Consider the following 17,249-nt stretch of genomic DNA (forward strand, 5'->3'; position numbering starts at 1 on the left):
GATCCGCTTCTGGCAATTAACGGAATTAACTCACAGAACTTATTTTACTCTATTTATTAACTAATTATTTTTTTTAATACTTAATTTAATCGTCCGAGTACACTATCAAAAAGCTGTATGTTCACCTGCTCGTCCGCTTCACATCCTTGATGATCAATTGGCAACACGATATAGCAGTTTGCTTGGCTAATCGACGATAAAATACCAGAACCCTGATGAGAAAGTGGTGATACAGATAGCTTACCTTGAGCATTTACCGACGCTATTCCGCGTTGAAAATCCATACGCCCGGCACGCTTTTTAATTTTTGAGCTGGTGGTGGCAGATATAAGCATAGGGTCTTGATAACTGGTGCCCATCATTTTTCTAAGTGCTTGAACACCAAGTAAATGAAAGGTTACTGTTGCCGACACAGGGTTACCCGGTAAGCCAAAAAACACACTATCGCTTAATCGACCAAAAGCAAAAGGTTTACCTGGTTTAATAGCAATTTTCCAAAAATCAATTTGCCCTAATTCGGCTAACACCTCTTTTGTGTAGTCAGCATCTCCCACTGAAACGCCACCAGAGCTAATAACAGCATCAGCGTTTTGATTAGCATCGATAAAGGTTTGTTTTATCTTTTGGTAATCGTCAGAGATTATGCCGTAATCGATGACATTAACATTCATGTTTTCGAGCATGGCGATAATCACATGACGGTTGCTTTCGTAAATATCGCCTAATTCCAAAGACTGTCCAGCTGATTTTAATTCATCACCAGTTGAAAATACTGCAACAGTTGGTTTTCGTTTTACTTCCACTTGAGTAATACCGAGCGATGCAAGTAAGCCAATATCAGCACTGCTAAACAGGTGTCCCTCTTCAAAGACAATTTTACCTTGTGCGATGTCTTCTCCTGCATTACGTATATGTTCGCCAATTCGAAGAGGCTGATTTAACGTAACCCTATCTTCTAATACGGTGACGTTTTCTTGCATTTCGACGGTATTTGCCGAGTCGGGGACAACGGCACCGGTCATAATACGGATACATTCACCGGGTTGGAGTTCTTGTATGAATGGACTTCCCGCCATAGCCGTACCAACGAGTCTAAAGGTTTCACCTTGAGCAACCACATTATTGGTTGCGTTAGGTGCATTGAAAGCATATCCATCCATTGCAGAATTGTTATGAGCTGGGACGTTGATAGGGGATTTAATTGCGTGAGCATTAACACGTTTTTGGCAAGCTGAAACGGTGACCATATCTGTCCCTTCAACAACAGGTATGTTTTCCAGTAATTGCTTTTTGGCGATCTCAAGCGGCATTAAACCAGGAGTTGAACAACAATCGACCATAATATCCTCGAATTATCTCTAAATTAATAATTAAGATTTTGTTTGATAATTGACCATCCAAACAGCCGCTTCTACGCGAGATTTTAAATCCAGTTTCTTTAACAAATGTTTGACGTGTACTTTGACCGTGCCATCTGAAATATCTAACTCACGGGCAATGAGTTTATTGCTCAAGCCTTTGGAAATAAGTTTCAAAATTTCATACTCTCGACTGGTCAAAGATGACAGAATATTAGAGCCTTTCTTTTCCGGTTTGCGCAGTGCGCTGGCGAGTACTTGTGTGAGCTTTTCACTGATCACCATTTTACCTAAGGTAGCTTCTTTGATTTTTTCAATTAAATCGTCAGGATCCATGTCTTTAAGTAAGTAACCATCTGCGCCACTTCTAATGGCTTCTAATACATCTTCATCGTTATCTGAAACCGTCAACATAAGAATGCGCGATGATACGCCTTTTAGACGCAACGCTCTAAGCGTTTCGATGCCATCCATTCCTTGCATATTTAAATCCAAGGTAATTAGATCAGGATCGCAATCATCGACAATTGCAAGGGCTTCTGCGCCAGAACTAGCTTCGCCGACAATGGTTAATTCATCTTCTAATTCAATTAACTGTCTCAAGCCTTTGCGCAGCAGTGGATGATCATCAACCATCATAATAGCGACTTGTTGCTCTGCGTTCATAATATTCCCCTGTTCTAATCCTTTATACTTTGCCAGCACATACGATCTGGAAAGATTTATTTGATATGCATCAATTTTATCTACTTTCAACTCAGATAGCACCTTCATATTAGTTGGTAGTTAATCCTATTACTTTGTAGGTAGTTGCTATTAAACGCCTGTTTGTTGCTAGCCCTTATTCTTTGTGGAAATTATCTTTTTATTGACGTGTTCACTGGTGATGAATTGTTCATTTTACCGCTATACACTGCAAATTTACCTACCCCTTTATACCAATTGTTCTTAAAAACCAGTTATTTCATAGTGGCGATGTTGATTAATAATTATTGGAGATAACCATGGCTGACTTACAAAAATGGGATCCCGAAGACGAAAGCTTTTGGGAGTCACAAGGTAAGAAGATTGCAAACCGAAATCTTTGGATTTCGATCCCTAGTCTGTTATGCGGCTTTGCGGTGTGGCTGTACTGGGGGATTATAACAGTACAAATGTTGAACCTAGGCTTTCCATTTGCCAAATCAGAGTTGTTTACCTTGATGGCAATTGCGGGCTTAACGGGTGCGACATTGCGTATTCCAAGTAGTTTCTTTATACGTTTATGCGGTGGTCGAAATACCATCTTTTTCACGACCGCATTGCTAATGATTCCCGCCTTTGGTGCAGGTGTCGCACTACAAGACCAGAACACCCCATTATGGGTTTTTCAAGTATTGGCTTTCCTGTCTGGTTTTGGTGGCGGTAATTTCGCTTCATCAATGTCTAATATCAGTTTTTTCTTTCCTAAAAAACAACAAGGTTATGCCTTGGGTATGAATGCAGGTTTAGGTAACTTTGGTGTTACTACTATGCAAATATTAGTGCCTTTGTTTATGACCTTTGGTTTGTTTGGCGGTGAACCAATGACACTGGTGAATACCAGCGGGACATTAATAGGGAAAATCCCAGCAGGCTCTGATACTTGGATTCATAATGCGGGCTATTTGTGGTTAATTTTCCTCATTCCTTTGGCGTTTGCCGGTTGGTTTGGTATGAATAATATCAAAACCGCGGAAGTGTCTCCTGATATTGGTAACCCAGTAACCTCATGGTTTCTCATCGTTTTAATGCTACTTATCGGTTTCCTAACTGCGGGTGTGGGTTTATGGTTATTACTTCCTGAAGCCGCAAATGGTTCAGGTTTTGGTGTCCCTAAAGAAATCGTTTTAGTTCTGGTTATCGTCTCAACGGTATTCTTATTAAAACAGTTACCAGGTCAAATTAAGCAAAGTTTAACACGTCAATATAAAATCTTTGATAATAAACACACTTGGGTGATGAGTGTTATCTATACCATGACCTTCGGTTCGTTCATCGGTTTTGCGGCATCATTTCCGTTATCTATTAAAGTTATTTTTGGCTACCAGCATATTCTTGTCGATGGTGTAATGACGCATGATACCATCAATCCTAATGGACCAAGTGCATTAATGTATGCTTGGATGGGGCCATTCATTGGTGCGTTAATTCGACCAGTAGGCGGTTGGATATCAGATAAAGTTGGTGGAGCATTAGTTACACAGATTTGTGCTATTGTTATGGTCGCTAGTGCATTAGGCGTTGCTTATTTCATGCAAGCTGCCTATCAGTCAGCAACACCTGAAGAATTTTTCATCCCATTCTTTATTTTGTTCTTAATATTATTTGCTGCAACTGGCATAGGAAATGGTTCAACATTCCGTACCATTGCTATGGTGTTTCCAAAAGAGCAAGCAGGTCCAGTATTAGGTTGGACATCAGCTGTAGCCGCTTACGGAGCTTTTTATATTCCTAAAGTATTGGGCGAACAAATAAAAGCAACCACTCCAGAAGTAGCGCTCATTGGATTTGCTATTTTCTATGCGGTGTGTGTGTTTATCAATTATTGGTTTTACTTACGTAAAGATGGTGAACACTATAACCCATAACGTAATACGTTAGTTTACGACAATAGCAAACCTTTCCTTGCTATGCCCTTTAGCCCGAGTTTCTAGCGACACTAGGGCTTTTTTATGTACAGGAAGTACGGTATGCCGCGGGCGCATGGATGCGCAGGAGCGACGATGTTCAGGATGAACGGTCGAACATATGCGTCCTCGACAATTGCTCCTGCATTGTTCTAATTACATACATCCATGTATTAATGCATTTTCGACATTTCCACCATCCTTGGCGGTCGTATGCCGTGGTGCCAAGGATGGCAAAAACGGCGATGTTCACGATGATTGGGCGAAAAACGGCTCTACGGCGATTGCTCCTGTATCACCGAGACGCCAAAGCGCTACTATAAGTGGCTATGAGACTTTCGCAAGCAAGTAACTTGGTCTAAAGACAACCTCGACAATTGCACCACCATCATCAAGGTTGTGGATAGTCACATGACCTTTTAAATGTTGACTTCGCTCTTGCATAATTGCTAAACCATAATGATTGAGCTTAGTAGGATCATCAGGTATACCAACGCCATTATCTCTAATTTGTAAATGAATATTCTTATCCTGATCAGCAAAAGCGGAAATTGTCACTAAGGTGCCATGGGAGTGATGTAAGGCATTTTGGGTGGCTTCTCGGGCAATTTGCATGAGATGAATTTCTTCATTGGGAGACAGTGGAATGTTCTCTATTTGATAATCTAATTGAAAGAGCATTTTGCCATCCGCTCGGGCATTAAGGGTATCTATGGTTTCTATAAATGTTTGCTGTAAACCAGCAACATCAATTTTTAACCTAAACGTTGTCAGTAACTCCCTAAGCTGTTTGTAAGCGGAATCTAATCCTGTTTTGAGTTCAATGACAACATCTTCGATGTGCTCTTCGGAGGCTTCTTTTTGGCGTAACTTTTGAAGCCGTGTCACTTGAAACTTTAAATATGATAAAGCTTGGGCTAGTGAATCATGCAGTTCTCTAGCTATGACATTACGCTCTTTCAATAAGGTGATACGTCTATTTTGCTCATTTTGTTGACGTATATGTAAACCATTGGCGATTAATGTGGTAATGGATGAAAACAGTTGATGCTGCCATGCTTCGAGCGGTTTGTCATCGTCTAGGTTGCACACTAAAACACCATAACTAATGTTATCTTTTTTAATCGGGTAACGCATGACCATCTGGTCAGCGACCGTCGAGCAATCATTATCGTTGTCGTTTATGCAGGTAGCGCAATCTTTTTCAACACATTTGTCTGGCAAAGGTTTGTCTTCAGTAATGATGTGCTCATAGGGTTGATCGCTATTGTGCGTTGTTAAACACAGATCTAAATCAGGTTTGTGAGTGACTTTAGCCAGCTTCAAGGTAATCGGCGTTAAGTCTAATGAATCACCTGGTTCGTTAATCAGCTGTGATGTTTGGTATAGCAGTTCTAAAATATCGTTACTGCGTATTAGTTCACTGGTTTTTTGCTGTACACGTTGTTCGAGTTGCCCATAAGAAAGTGACAACGCCATTGTCATTTTATTCATGGTTTCAGCCAGTAAACCTAACTCATCATTCTGTTGGATATTGGTATGGGCGGTGTAATCTCCGGCCATTATTTGTCGAGCAGACGAGGTTAACTCAGAAAGAGGCTTTTCTATGCGGCGACTGATTTGAAACATCGTAAATGCCGCAAGTAGAATCGTTACCATCAATGAAATACCTAAAATCATACGAATACTAAAAATACGCTCTTCAGCACGTTGTTGATAAAGCCCTACTAATCCATCGAGACGAAAAACAAAATTTTCGATCGTGGCATTTATTTCAAATAGCATGACTTCATTTAGCAGTGCTGGATTGTCGGTTAAGCTGAGCAAAAGTGGTTTTAGTTCTTCCGTCCAAGTTTGACGAATGCTATCTAAGGACATTTTGATTGGGATATTGCCCTGAGAAATCGCACTGCTTTCCATGATAGGCGCATTAATCGTCTGACTAAACTTCTCAATATTTCTTTTTATCTTTTGCTGCTGAAGGCTTACAGCAGATGGCTGAATGAGTGGCAGTAGTTCGATATTGGCTAACACTTTATAGCTTTGTTTTCGTAACGAACCCGCCTCATTAATGATAAGTGCATCGTGGTCGGCCATTTCACTGATAAACACCGAACTGAACATACTTAATATTGAAATTGCACTGATGAGAAACATCATTAAACCGATGCGAAAAACGATGGAATTAAACAGTCGATCTAAAATTGCACTTTTCATTACTGACCTTCTTATGGTGATACCCACAAAAACCAAATTAGGGGTAGTGTAAACGTATTTGTTTTGTCTATTGCTTGCAAGTACCTATTCTAACGAAAGTCACGGCTAAACCCTTATACCTCTAAGGTGGTAGATAGTAAATCCATTGATTTATAGGCCATTTTTAAATTTGATCTAGATCAAGTTTTTTTGAAAACTCAGTGTCTATGATGACTCCAAACTATAAATGCTTGGAGAAAGAAATGAGTCGTTTTTTAGATAGATTACGCTTTTTTAAGCCAAAATCTGAAAGCTTCTCGGGTGACCATGGGGTTACCACTGAAGAAGACCGTAGCTGGGAAGATGGCTACCGCCGTCGTTGGCAACATGACAAAGTGGTGCGTTCTACTCATGGTGTTAACTGTACAGGTTCATGTAGTTGGAAAATTTATGTTAAAGATGGTCTAGTCACTTGGGAAACACAACAAACAGACTATCCAAGAACACGTCCTGACTTGCCTAATCATGAGCCACGCGGTTGTCCACGTGGAGCGTCATACTCTTGGTATATCTATAGCGCGAATCGCTTAAAGTATCCTAAGGTACGTAAAAAACTAATTAAGCTATGGCGTGAAGCACGTGCTCAGTACAAAGATCCGGTCGAAGCTTGGGCGTCAATTGTCGAAGATAAAACGAAAGCGCAATCATACAAACAGCAACGTGGCTTAGGTGGATTTGTGCGTGCTGACTGGCATGAAGTAAACGAAATCATTGCGTCTGCTAATGTCTATACCACGAAAACATATGGACCTGACCGTGTCACTGGGTTCTCGCCAATTCCAGCAATGTCGATGGTGTCATATGCCGCTGGAGCTCGTTATCTCTCTTTAATTGGTGGTAACTGCTTAAGCTTCTACGATTGGTATTGTGACTTACCACCTGCTTCTCCTCAAATTTGGGGTGAGCAAACTGATGTTCCTGAATCTGCTGACTGGTATAACTCAAACTATATTATTGCTTGGGGCTCTAACGTTCCTCAAACACGTACCCCTGATGCACACTTCTTAACAGAAGTCCGTTATAAAGGGACTAAAGTTGTTTCTATTACTTCAGATTACTCTGAACTTTCGAAATTAACCGACCAGTGGTTAGCGCCTAAGCAAGGTACAGATGCGGCCTTAGCCATGGCATTCGGTCATGTGATCTTGAAGGAATACCATACCACTGGTAAGAGCGAGTACTTTAATGAGTATGTGCGCACGACGACCGACTTCCCAATGCTGGTTATGCTTGATGAAAAAGATGGCAAGCTTATTCAAGGTCGCTTCCTTCGAGCATCAGATTTAGCTGACAACTTAGGTCAAGACAATAACCCTGAGTGGAAAACCATTGCCTTAAATGACGCTAACGGTGAACTCATTTCACCTAATGGTGCTGTAGGTTACCGTTGGGGTGAAGATGGTCGTAAGCGTGGTAAGTGGAATATTGAACAACGTGATGGTAAATCAGGTGATGAAGTTACCTTAAAAGTGAGCTTAAAAGAAGGTCATGATGAAATTGTTGACGTCGCATTCCCTTATTTTGCCACCGAAGCAAATGCTCACGAACATAACTACTTCGACCATACTGAGCATAGCGATATCTTAAATCGTAAAGTGCCAGCGAAGAAAATTACCTTAGCGGATGGTAAAGAAGTCTTTGTTACTACAGTATTTGATTTAACCCTTGCCAACTACGGGGTTGATAATGGTTATGACTGTGCAAACTGTGCAACAGACTACGACCAAGACATTCCTTATACGCCAAAATGGCAAGAAAAAATTACTGGCTGTCGCCCTGAAGATGTTATCAAAGTAGCGAAAGAGTTTGCTGATAATGCAGATAAAACTCGTGGCCGTTCAATGGTCATCGTTGGTGCTGCACTTAACCATTGGTACCACATGGACATGAACTATCGTGGCTTAATCAACATGTTGATGATGTGTGGTTGTATTGGTCAATCAGGTGGCGGCTGGGCGCACTATGTTGGGCAAGAAAAACTTCGTCCGCAAACTGGTTGGCAGCCATTAGCGTTTGGTCTTGATTGGCAACGTCCACCGCGTCATATGAACGGTACATCGTTCTTCTATAACCACTCGAGTCAATGGCGTTACGAGAAATTAGAAATGGATGAAGTGGTATCACCACTGGCAGACAAATCTAAGTGGACAGGTTCTATTATCGACTTTAACTCTCGTGCGGAACGCATGGGATGGTTACCGTCGGCACCGCAGTTAGGCATGAACCCGTTAAACCTTTGTAAAGAAGCTGAAGCGGCTGGTATGTCTCCAAAAGATTATGCGGTAGACAAACTTAAATCAGGTGACTTGAAGTTTGCCTGTGAAGAGCCAGATAACCCTCAAAATTTCCCGCGCAACATGTTTGTATGGCGCTCAAACTTATTAGGTTCGTCAGGTAAAGGCCATGAATACATGCTCAAGCATTTGTTAGGGACTAAGCACGGCTTGATGGGCAAAGACTTAGGTGAAGCAGGTGATAAGAAGCCTGAAGATGTGAAGTTCGAAGAAAAAGGCGCTGAAGGTAAAGTTGACTTGTTCGTGACCTTAGACTTTCGTATGTCAACAACATGTCTTTATTCCGACATCGTTCTTCCTACGGCTACTTGGTACGAAAAAGATGATATGAATACCTCGGATATGCATCCATTTATTCACCCATTATCTAAAGCGGTAGATCCGGTTTGGGAAGCGCGCAGTGACTGGGATATCTTCAAAGGTATTGCTAAGAAGTTCTCTGAGTTAACAGACGGCCACTTGGGTAAAGAAAAAGACTTAGTGACCCTGCCTATTTTACATGACACACCAGCTGAAATTGCTCAGCCATTAGGTGTTAAGTCATGGTGGAAAGGTGAGTGTGATTTAATTCCGGGCAAAACTGCACCTAATATGATTGAAGTTGAGCGCGATTATCCGAATACCTATGCTCGCTTTACCTCGCTTGGTCCATTAATGGACAAACTAGGGAATGGTGGTAAAGGGATCAACTGGGATACCACTGAAGAAGTGGAATTCTTAGGTAAGCTTAACAAGGTTCATCATGAAGGTGCCAACGAAGGTCGTCCTAAAATTGATTCTGCAATCGATGCTTGTGAAGTGATTTTATCGCTAGCACCTGAAACTAACGGTACTGTTGCTGTTAAAGCGTGGGATGCGTTAGGCAAAATTACCGGGCGAGACCACACCCATTTAGCGAAACCGAAACAAGAAGAGAAAATTCGTTTTAGAGATATTCAAGCGCAGCCGCGTAAGATTATTTCATCACCAACTTGGTCGGGTTTAGAAGATGAGCACGTGTCATACAACGCAGGTTACACCAATGTTCACGAGCTCATTCCATGGAGAACTATTACTGGTCGTCAGCAGTTCTATCAAGATCATGAATGGATGCGCGACTTTGGTGAAACCATGTGTTTATACAAGCCACCAATTAACTTAAAAACCGTTCAGCCAATGATGAACAAGAAGCCAAACGGTAATAAGGAAATTGCGCTTAACTGGATCACCCCACATCAAAAATGGGGGATTCACTCAACGTACTCAGATAACTTGTTGATGCTGACATTATCACGTGGTGGTCCAATTGTCTGGTTATCGGAAATTGATGCTGAAAATGCGGGCATTGTAGATAACGACTGGATTGAAGTATTCAATGTTAACGGAGCGATTGCAGCCCGTGCCGTTGTTTCACAGCGTGTTCCTGAAGGTATGAGCATGATGTATCACGCTCAAGAACGTATCGTGAACGTACCGGGCGCTGAAACGACTGAAACTCGTGGTGGTATTCATAACTCAGTAACCCGTGCAGTAATGAAACCGACTCATATGATTGGTGGCTATGCGCAACAATCATACGGCTTTAACTACTATGGCACGGTAGGTTGTAACCGAGATGAGTTCGTTATTGTTCGTAAGATGGCGAAAGTCGACTGGCTAGATGAAGAAGCTAAGCATGGCGGTAAAGACCAGTCTGAAAGTGAATTGAACGAGTACAGAGGTTAAGACGATGAAAGTTAGAGCGCAAATAGGTATGGTGCTGAACTTAGACAAATGTATCGGTTGTCACACTTGTTCAGTTACTTGTAAAAACGTTTGGACCTCACGTGAAGGGGTTGAATATGCTTGGTTCAACAATGTTGAGTCCAAGCCAGGTGTTGGTTACCCAAAAGAGTGGGAAAACCAAGAAAAATGGAATGGCGGCTGGGTGCGTAATGCAGCCGGCAAGCTAGAGCCAAAACAAGGGGGTAAGCGTCGTATTTTAGCGAATATTTTCGCCAACCCTGATTTACCAGAAATTGATGATTACTACGAGCCGTTTGATTTTGACTATCAGCATTTACACAAAGCGGGTGAATCAAAGCATCAGCCCGTTGCTCGTCCTCGCTCTCTGATCTCTGGTCAACGCATGGAGAAAATTAACTGGGGTCCTAACTGGGAAGAAATTCTTGGCACCGAGTTCAAACATCGTAAAGCAGATAAAAACTTTGACCACGTACAAGCGGATATCTACGGTCAGTTTGAAAAAACGTTCATGATGTATTTACCTCGTTTATGTGAGCATTGTTTAAACCCAGCATGTGTCGCGAGTTGCCCAAGTGGTGCGATTTATAAACGTGAAGAAGACGGCATCGTCTTAATCGATCAAGACAAGTGTCGTGGCTGGAGAATGTGTGTTTCCGGTTGTCCGTACAAAAAAATCTACTACAACTGGAAAACAGGCAAATCAGAGAAATGTATTTTCTGTTACCCACGTATTGAATCAGGTCAGCCAACGGTTTGTTCTGAAACCTGTGTCGGTCGTATTCGCTACCTTGGGGTTATGCTTTACGATGCTGATCGCATAGAAGAAGCGGCTTCGGTTGCTAATGAAAAAGATTTGTACCAAGCCCAATGTGACATTTTCTTAGATCCAAATGATGAAGCAGTTCAGGCGGCTGCGCGTAAAGAAGGCATACCGCAGGCCTGGCTTGACGCCGCTGTGCAGTCGCCGGTTTATAAAATGGCAATGGACTGGAAAGTGGCACTGCCGCTTCATCCAGAATATCGCACCTTACCTATGGTTTGGTATGTGCCACCACTTAGCCCAGTGCAAACTGCAATTGAGGCTGGGCATGTTGGACAAAACGGCGTGATTCCAGATTTGAAATCATTACGAATTCCAATGAAATATCTCGCAAACTTACTCACTGCTGGCGATGAAAAACCTGTTGTAGAGGCGTTAGAGCGCATGTTAGCAATGCGCGCTTATAAACGATCTCAGCAAGTGGAAAAAGTTGAAGATTTAGCGGTATTAGAACAAGTCGGATTAACTAAGCACCAAATAGAAGACATGTATCACACCATGGCAATTGCCAACTACGAAGACCGTTTTGTCGTTCCGACGAGCCATAAAGTGCAAACAGAGAATGCTTATGATGAAAAGTCTGGCTGTGGTTTTAGCTTTGGTAATGGTTGTGCAACGGGCTCATCTGGAACAAGTCTGTTTGGTGGTAAGAGTCAAACTCAACGCGAAGTAATTCCCGTTAGTATGATTGACCCAAATGAGTAGGAGAGAGCAATGGATATTTTGGCATTAATGTCTCGATTGATAGATTACCCTACAGAAGATTTAGCATGTTCTGCTGAAGACATAAAACGTTTTATCGCTGTAGAAAAACACTTAAGCGAGCAAAACAAACGGGAGCTTACCGAGTTTATTGATGGTCGATTGTCAATGGATTTACTTGATTGGCAATCAGACTACGATGCGCTTTTTGAGCGCGGGCGTTCGTTATCACTGTTATTATTTGAACACATTCACGGAGAAAGCCGCGACCGTGGTCAAGCAATGATCGATCTCATCGCTCAATACAAAGCGGCGGGTTTAGATATCAGCATAAAAGAGCTCCCTGATTACATCCCTTTGTTTTTAGAGTTTGCTTCGACGCAAGGTGATGAGCACGCCCGAGGTTGGTTGCAAGATGTCTCACATATTTTAGCGCTACTGAAAGTGCGATTAGCACAGCGAGATTCAGATTACGCGATACTGTTTCACATCTTGGTTGATCTTGCTCAAGCGGACATCGACTACGCTGATTTAGCGCAGCAAGTAAAAGGCGAAAAGCGTGATGATACCAAAGAAGCGATCGATAAAGTTTGGGAAGAGGAAATGGTGAAATTTGGTGCCGATTCCAACAGTGACGCTTGTGGCACTGCGACGAATCGCCCTTCTCAAACACAACGTCGTGACCAACAAGTTCCTATTCAAATGATGGATGCTGTGATTGCTGAAACGCTGGCGAAAGACGCTGGCCAATCAACAACGGTATCTGGAGGTTAATACTTATGGATTACTTAAATACACTTTTATTTGGTTTATATCCTTATATTGCTCTGACGATTTTTATCGTTGGCAGTATGCTGCGTTATGATCGAGAACAATATACGTGGAAAACAGGCTCGAGTCAGATGCTAGAAAGCAAAGGCATTAAGAAAGGCTCAATGGCATTTCATATCGGTATTATTGCAGTTTTAGCGGGCCATTTTGTTGGTCTACTAACGCCACATCAAGTGTGGGATGTTTTAGGCGTTACCCCAGCAACAAAGCAGTTAATAGCGATGGGCGCGGGTGGTTTCTTTGGACTAGTGTGCTTGTACGGCATTGTGATTTTACTCAATCGCCGATTAAACAATCCTCGAGTCCGTGCTACCAGTACAACCATGGATATTTTAATCTTAGTGCTGATTTTTGTGCAGCTAGTCTTAGGGTTAATCAGTATCTTGTTTTCATTGAACCATTTAGACGGTAGTGAGATGCTTAAAATGATGAGCTGGGCGCAAAATATTGTCACCTTTGATATGACAACGGCAGCTGCTTCATTAAGTAGTGTTGGACTTATTTACAAGTTACATATTTTCCTTGGTATGACGCTATTTGTGCTATTTCCATTTAGTCGATTAGTTCATATTTGGAGTGTACCAGTGAAATATTTCAGCCGTAATTATCAGGTCGTGCGCGCTAAATAAAAGTTAATGATTTAATCGTTGTTATTTTCGCTCTTATTCATCGTTGGAAAATGCTCATGTACATTTGTACACCCCGCTTTACCGCTTTGTTTAAGAGCAAAATAACCCATTAATTAGAGCGTGTTGACCTTTCTTGTTTAATTTTTGCATAGCGATTTAAACGCTAATGATAGTTAAAGTCGCTAGTTAAAAGTTAATACCAGGGTCTCAATTAACACTAAGGAAAACTCATGGAAATTATTAATGCTGCTCCGGTAAATGAGCATAAACATCATGACGATTGTGGCTGTCATGGCGATATCGAAAATCCAGCCATTAATCACGGAGATTTTTCTGAAGTTGAGGATGACCTTGCTGCAGCAAAACGTGCTAACCATGTACCATCAGAAGTGCCTGAAATTCGTGTTAACGGAGTTGAACTATCTGAGCAAGAAGTGTTGGCTGAAATGCAATATCACCCAGCTGAAACCAAGCGTCAAAGTATGGTTAAGGCGGCAGAATCACTCATTATCAACGAACTCATTAAACAAAAGGCAATATCGTTGGGGCTGTTAAATGACGAGACGTCGCTGGAGCTAGACTCTGAATATACCTTGATCAATCGTTTGATTGAGATGGAGTGCCAAGTACCAATAGCATCAGAGCAAGAATGCTTGCGATTCTATCAGCAAAACCAAAGCAAATTTACCACATCGCCTTTATTGGAGGTGCGTCACATTTTATTGGCCGTAGCGCCGGATGATGTCAATGACCGGATTAGAGTTAAAGATCTCGCTCAGGAGATTATAGCAACGATAGCGCAATCACCGGTAATGTTTGAGGAACTCGTAGATAGGCACTCGGCTTGTCCATCGAAAGAGATGAAAGGAAATTTAGGGCAGATCAGTCAAGGACAAACTGTGCCTGAATTTGAACGTCATTTGTTCAATGCCAAGGTTGGGTTATTACCCTACCCAATTGAGAGTCGTTATGGTTTTCACGTGGCGATTATTGATCGCAAAGTTGATGGACGACAATTACCGTTTGAGTATGTAAAAGACAAAGTGACAGAGTATTTAAATGAAAAAGTTAAACGTAAAAATATCAGTCAGTACATTCAGCAGCTGATTCAAGAAGCTGATATTATTGGTTTTAATTTTGAGCAGCAATCATCTCCGCTAATACAATAGCGGCGATGAAAACTCTCTGTTGAACAATCCTTTTAAAGCAAAATGGTCAGCACAAGGACACACCTTGTGTTTGGGCCATTGGCAAATTACCTATCTCGACCTGCCGATCACCTTACCGCCCAAACAAACTGAAAACGATATGGGCACTTACGGTAATTTCAGTTATTTATTTCCTGATGAAGATGCATATATCGAAGGTCTACCTTTCGAGGACTGGATAGAATCAAACGTTGATTGGCTGCTTGAGGTCTTTGAACAACATCATATTCCAACCGAGCCAAAATACTTTGAATGGTTTTACCAAGCGGTAAATGCACAGGATTGGCGCTGCAGTAGCTGCGGCGGCTGTACGTAGTCAATTCAACCAGCATTATGCCCTTGATACAAGTATTGACGGGTAAAGACAATACTCTTTCAGAGGTATATAAAAATAAGCTTTGTCACTATATCTTGTGTTTAAGTTTTATGTAAGGCACAAGATATAGTGTTATGTTCAAGGCGTTACCACCACAGATAGTATTCCAAGAAGTGCCCGATGAGGTCAGCTTAGCGTTTACAATCACAGGCTGCCCGTTACGTTGTCAAGGTTGTCATAGCCAAGAAACCTGGAACAGAGAGCTTGGCTTAGAACTGACCCCCTCCTTATTCGAAAATTACTTGTTGCAATACCAAGCAATGATCACCTGCGTCTTGTTTTTTGGCGGAGAGTGGAACAGTGAATGCTTAGTTCAGCGGTTACAAATGGCAAAAGTACATGGTCTCAAAACTTGTTTGTACACTGGCTTAGAGCGAGTGCCGCAGCGAATTTCACGTCATTTAGATTATCTTAAAATAGGCCCATGGCTTACCGAGAAGGGCGGGTTAAATGAGCCAACGACGAATCAAAGGTTAATCAATTTACATACCGGGCAATGCCTAAATTATCGGTTTTTGCCTAATCATCTTAACAATAAAAATAGAGAATCATTATGCAGCGTTTAACTCCATTTCAGATAGCAGAAAAACAGAACTTCATTCATCAGTATGTCCATGCGACTAATGCCGCAGATGGCTCAAAAATGGACGCTAATGCCAACGTGACACACAAGAACATCGCAACATTGGAGGCTGAATTAACCAAAGACTATGTAATTCAGATTAATCGAGCGCAAATCGCTGGTAAAATTAGCGAGTTGTTTTCAGATGAATTGGCGCAAGAATATATCAGGCAAATAGAAGCACATGAAATATACGTTCATGACGAAACCAGCTTAAAGCCCTATTGTGCTTCAATATCTTTATATCCTTTTTTGCTCGACGGTTTAACCAAACTCGGTGGTGAATCAAAAGCACCTAAGCATTTAGCATCGTTTTGCGGAAGTTTCATTAACTTAGTCTTTGCGATAAGTGCTCAGTTTGCAGGCGCAATTGCCACCGTTGAATTTCTTACCTATTTTGATTACTTTGCTCGACAAGAGTTTGGTGAAGACTATCTTAATACTCACGCTAAAGAGATAGACAATCACCTGCAACACGTCGTTTATGCGTTAAATCAACCGGCAGCGGCGCGCGGGTATCAAAGTGTGTTTTGGAATATATCGCTTTACGATCGTTACTACTTTGAATCGCTTTTTGAAAATTTTGTCTTTCCCGATCACACGCCCCCTAATTGGCAAAGTGTTGAAAGACTGCAAGCTTATTTTATGGGGTGGTTTAACAAGGAACGAGAAAAATCATTACTCACTTTTCCCGTCGTGACAGCGGCGATGCTGACTGACAACGAATTAGTCAAAGATACGCAGTTTGCCCAAATGTGCGCGCAGCAAATTAGCGAAGGCAATGCCTTTTTTATTTACCAATCAGATAGTGCTGATTCTTTAGCGTCTTGTTGCCGACTGCGCAATGAAATCAGTGACAACACCTTTTCATATACCTTAGGCGCTGGCGGAGTGTCGACGGGCTCAATTAATGTCATCACCATCAATATGAATAGATTAATCCAAGATGGTCGAGACTTGTTAACTGAGGTTGAAAAAATTCAACAATATCAGGTCGCTTATCGAGCGATAATCGACGATTATCTTAGTCATGGCATGCTACCCGTTTATGACGCAGGATTTATTCATCTTGATAAACAGTTTTTAACCTTAGGTATTAACGGTATGGTTGAGGCGGCAGAGTTTTTAGGCATTAATGTCGACACGGGCGAGGATTATCGGGAGTTCGTCGATAAGCAATTAGAAGTCATTTATCTCGCTAATCGTCGAGCCAAGGCGCAGTATGGCTATCAATTTAATACTGAGTTCGTCCCGGCGGAAAATTTGGGTATCAAAAATGCCAAGTGGGATAAAGCGGATGGATACCAAGTGCCGCGTGAGTGTTACAACTCATACTTTTATGTTGTTGAAGACAATGCCATTAATCATTTAGATAAGTTTATTTTGCATGGTAAGGGCTTTACCCGTTACTTAGATGGAGGCTCAGCCTTGCACCTAAATTTGGAGGAAACTTTGTCATCAACTAACGCTTTGAATTTACTCAATGTTGCCGCAAAAACGGGTTGTAACTATTTCTGCATAAACGTCAAAATCACCTTATGTAATGCCTGTAATCATATTGATAAGAGAACGTTACCGCGTTGTCCAGAATGCCATTCAGAGGATATTGACCACGGCACGCGAGTGATTGGATACCTCAAACGCGTATCGGCTTTTAGTGCGGGTAGAAGAAAAGAACATCAGCGCCGTTTTTATCATAGCCACTAATTAAACTCGTTTGCATAATCAAAGGCTTGGCTAATCAGCTGAGCCATTAATTGTTTGTGCAATAAACTCTTAC

Annotated in this window: 12 protein-coding genes; 9 read left to right on the forward strand and 3 right to left on the reverse strand. The window is 41.7% G+C overall.

What is annotated here, in order from left to right:
- Positions 1-80: 80 nt before the first annotated feature.
- Entirely contained in the window at positions 81-1,340 is a 1,260-nt protein-coding gene (gene moeA / locus ACSLUH_RS08575; protein ID WP_448565972.1) for a molybdopterin molybdotransferase MoeA, read from the reverse strand.
- Between the two features lie 30 nt (positions 1,341-1,370).
- Positions 1,371-2,024 carry a two-component system response regulator NarL gene (narL, locus tag ACSLUH_RS08580; RefSeq protein WP_448565974.1) on the reverse strand — a complete coding sequence of 218 codons (654 nt, stop codon included), beginning with the start codon at positions 2,022-2,024 and terminating at the stop codon, positions 1,371-1,373.
- Between the two features lie 338 nt (positions 2,025-2,362).
- Here narL and ACSLUH_RS08585 point away from each other — a divergent pair, with 338 nt between their 5' ends.
- Positions 2,363-3,967: an MFS transporter gene (locus tag ACSLUH_RS08585; protein ID WP_448565976.1), complete on the forward strand. Its 1,605-nt coding sequence runs from the start codon at positions 2,363-2,365 to the stop codon at positions 3,965-3,967.
- Positions 3,968-4,333: 366 nt separating this feature from the next.
- Here the strand turns inward: ACSLUH_RS08585 and ACSLUH_RS08590 are convergent, their stop codons facing one another.
- On the reverse strand, positions 4,334-6,223 hold the full coding sequence (locus ACSLUH_RS08590; protein ID WP_448565978.1) for a histidine kinase: 1,890 nt from the start codon (positions 6,221-6,223) through the stop codon (positions 4,334-4,336).
- Positions 6,224-6,465: 242 nt separating this feature from the next.
- Here ACSLUH_RS08590 and ACSLUH_RS08595 point away from each other — a divergent pair, with 242 nt between their 5' ends.
- The 8 genes from ACSLUH_RS08595 (at position 6,466) to nrdD (ending at position 17,176) form a co-directional block, all read left to right on the forward strand.
- Positions 6,466-10,260: a nitrate reductase subunit alpha gene (locus ACSLUH_RS08595; protein ID WP_448565980.1), complete on the forward strand. Its 3,795-nt coding sequence runs from the start codon at positions 6,466-6,468 to the stop codon at positions 10,258-10,260.
- A gap of 4 nt (positions 10,261-10,264) precedes the next feature.
- The gene (narH, locus tag ACSLUH_RS08600; RefSeq protein WP_448565982.1) at positions 10,265-11,806 is read left to right on the forward strand and encodes a nitrate reductase subunit beta; all 1,542 of its coding nucleotides are present in this window, start codon (positions 10,265-10,267) and stop codon (positions 11,804-11,806) included.
- A 9-nt stretch (positions 11,807-11,815) separates the two neighbouring features.
- Positions 11,816-12,577, forward strand: coding sequence for a nitrate reductase molybdenum cofactor assembly chaperone (gene narJ, locus ACSLUH_RS08605; RefSeq protein ID WP_448565984.1), 762 nt, complete (start codon positions 11,816-11,818; stop codon positions 12,575-12,577).
- 5 nt (positions 12,578-12,582) lie between these two features.
- Positions 12,583-13,263: a respiratory nitrate reductase subunit gamma gene (narI, locus tag ACSLUH_RS08610; RefSeq protein WP_448565986.1), complete on the forward strand. Its 681-nt coding sequence runs from the start codon at positions 12,583-12,585 to the stop codon at positions 13,261-13,263.
- Between the two features lie 230 nt (positions 13,264-13,493).
- The gene (locus ACSLUH_RS08615) at positions 13,494-14,432 is read left to right on the forward strand and encodes a peptidylprolyl isomerase (protein ID WP_448565988.1); all 939 of its coding nucleotides are present in this window, start codon (positions 13,494-13,496) and stop codon (positions 14,430-14,432) included.
- 19 nt (positions 14,433-14,451) lie between these two features.
- Positions 14,452-14,787 carry a PM0253 family protein gene (locus ACSLUH_RS08620; protein ID WP_448565990.1) on the forward strand — a complete coding sequence of 112 codons (336 nt, stop codon included), beginning with the start codon at positions 14,452-14,454 and terminating at the stop codon, positions 14,785-14,787.
- A 134-nt stretch (positions 14,788-14,921) separates the two neighbouring features.
- Entirely contained in the window at positions 14,922-15,413 is a 492-nt protein-coding gene (gene nrdG, locus ACSLUH_RS08625) for an anaerobic ribonucleoside-triphosphate reductase activating protein (protein ID WP_448565992.1), read from the forward strand.
- Positions 15,401-17,176: an anaerobic ribonucleoside-triphosphate reductase gene (nrdD, locus tag ACSLUH_RS08630; RefSeq protein WP_448565994.1), complete on the forward strand. Its 1,776-nt coding sequence runs from the start codon at positions 15,401-15,403 to the stop codon at positions 17,174-17,176. The genes nrdG and nrdD overlap by 13 nt, the downstream gene beginning before the upstream one ends.
- Positions 17,177-17,249 lie beyond the last annotated feature (73 nt).

The sequence above is a fragment of the Thalassotalea ganghwensis genome (assembly GCF_053485795.1).

Excerpts from the sequence above, each read along its gene's own strand:
- moeA (WP_448565972.1), bottom strand. The coding sequence starts at position 1,340 with ATGGTCGATTGTTGTTCAACTCCTGGTTTAATGCCGCTTGAGATCGCC.
- narL (WP_448565974.1), bottom strand. The coding sequence starts at position 2,024 with ATGAACGCAGAGCAACAAGTCGCTATTATGATGGTTGATGATCATCCA.
- narI (WP_448565986.1), top strand. The coding sequence starts at position 12,583 with ATGGATTACTTAAATACACTTTTATTTGGTTTATATCCTTATATTGCT.
- ACSLUH_RS08590 (WP_448565978.1), bottom strand. The coding sequence starts at position 6,223 with ATGAAAAGTGCAATTTTAGATCGACTGTTTAATTCCATCGTTTTTCGC.
- ACSLUH_RS08585 (WP_448565976.1), top strand. The coding sequence starts at position 2,363 with ATGGCTGACTTACAAAAATGGGATCCCGAAGACGAAAGCTTTTGGGAG.
- nrdG (WP_448565992.1), top strand. The coding sequence starts at position 14,922 with ATGTTCAAGGCGTTACCACCACAGATAGTATTCCAAGAAGTGCCCGAT.
- ACSLUH_RS08595 (WP_448565980.1), top strand. The coding sequence starts at position 6,466 with ATGAGTCGTTTTTTAGATAGATTACGCTTTTTTAAGCCAAAATCTGAA.
- nrdD (WP_448565994.1), top strand. The coding sequence starts at position 15,401 with ATGCAGCGTTTAACTCCATTTCAGATAGCAGAAAAACAGAACTTCATT.
- narH (WP_448565982.1), top strand. The coding sequence starts at position 10,265 with ATGAAAGTTAGAGCGCAAATAGGTATGGTGCTGAACTTAGACAAATGT.
- ACSLUH_RS08615 (WP_448565988.1), top strand. The coding sequence starts at position 13,494 with ATGGAAATTATTAATGCTGCTCCGGTAAATGAGCATAAACATCATGAC.
- narJ (WP_448565984.1), top strand. The coding sequence starts at position 11,816 with ATGGATATTTTGGCATTAATGTCTCGATTGATAGATTACCCTACAGAA.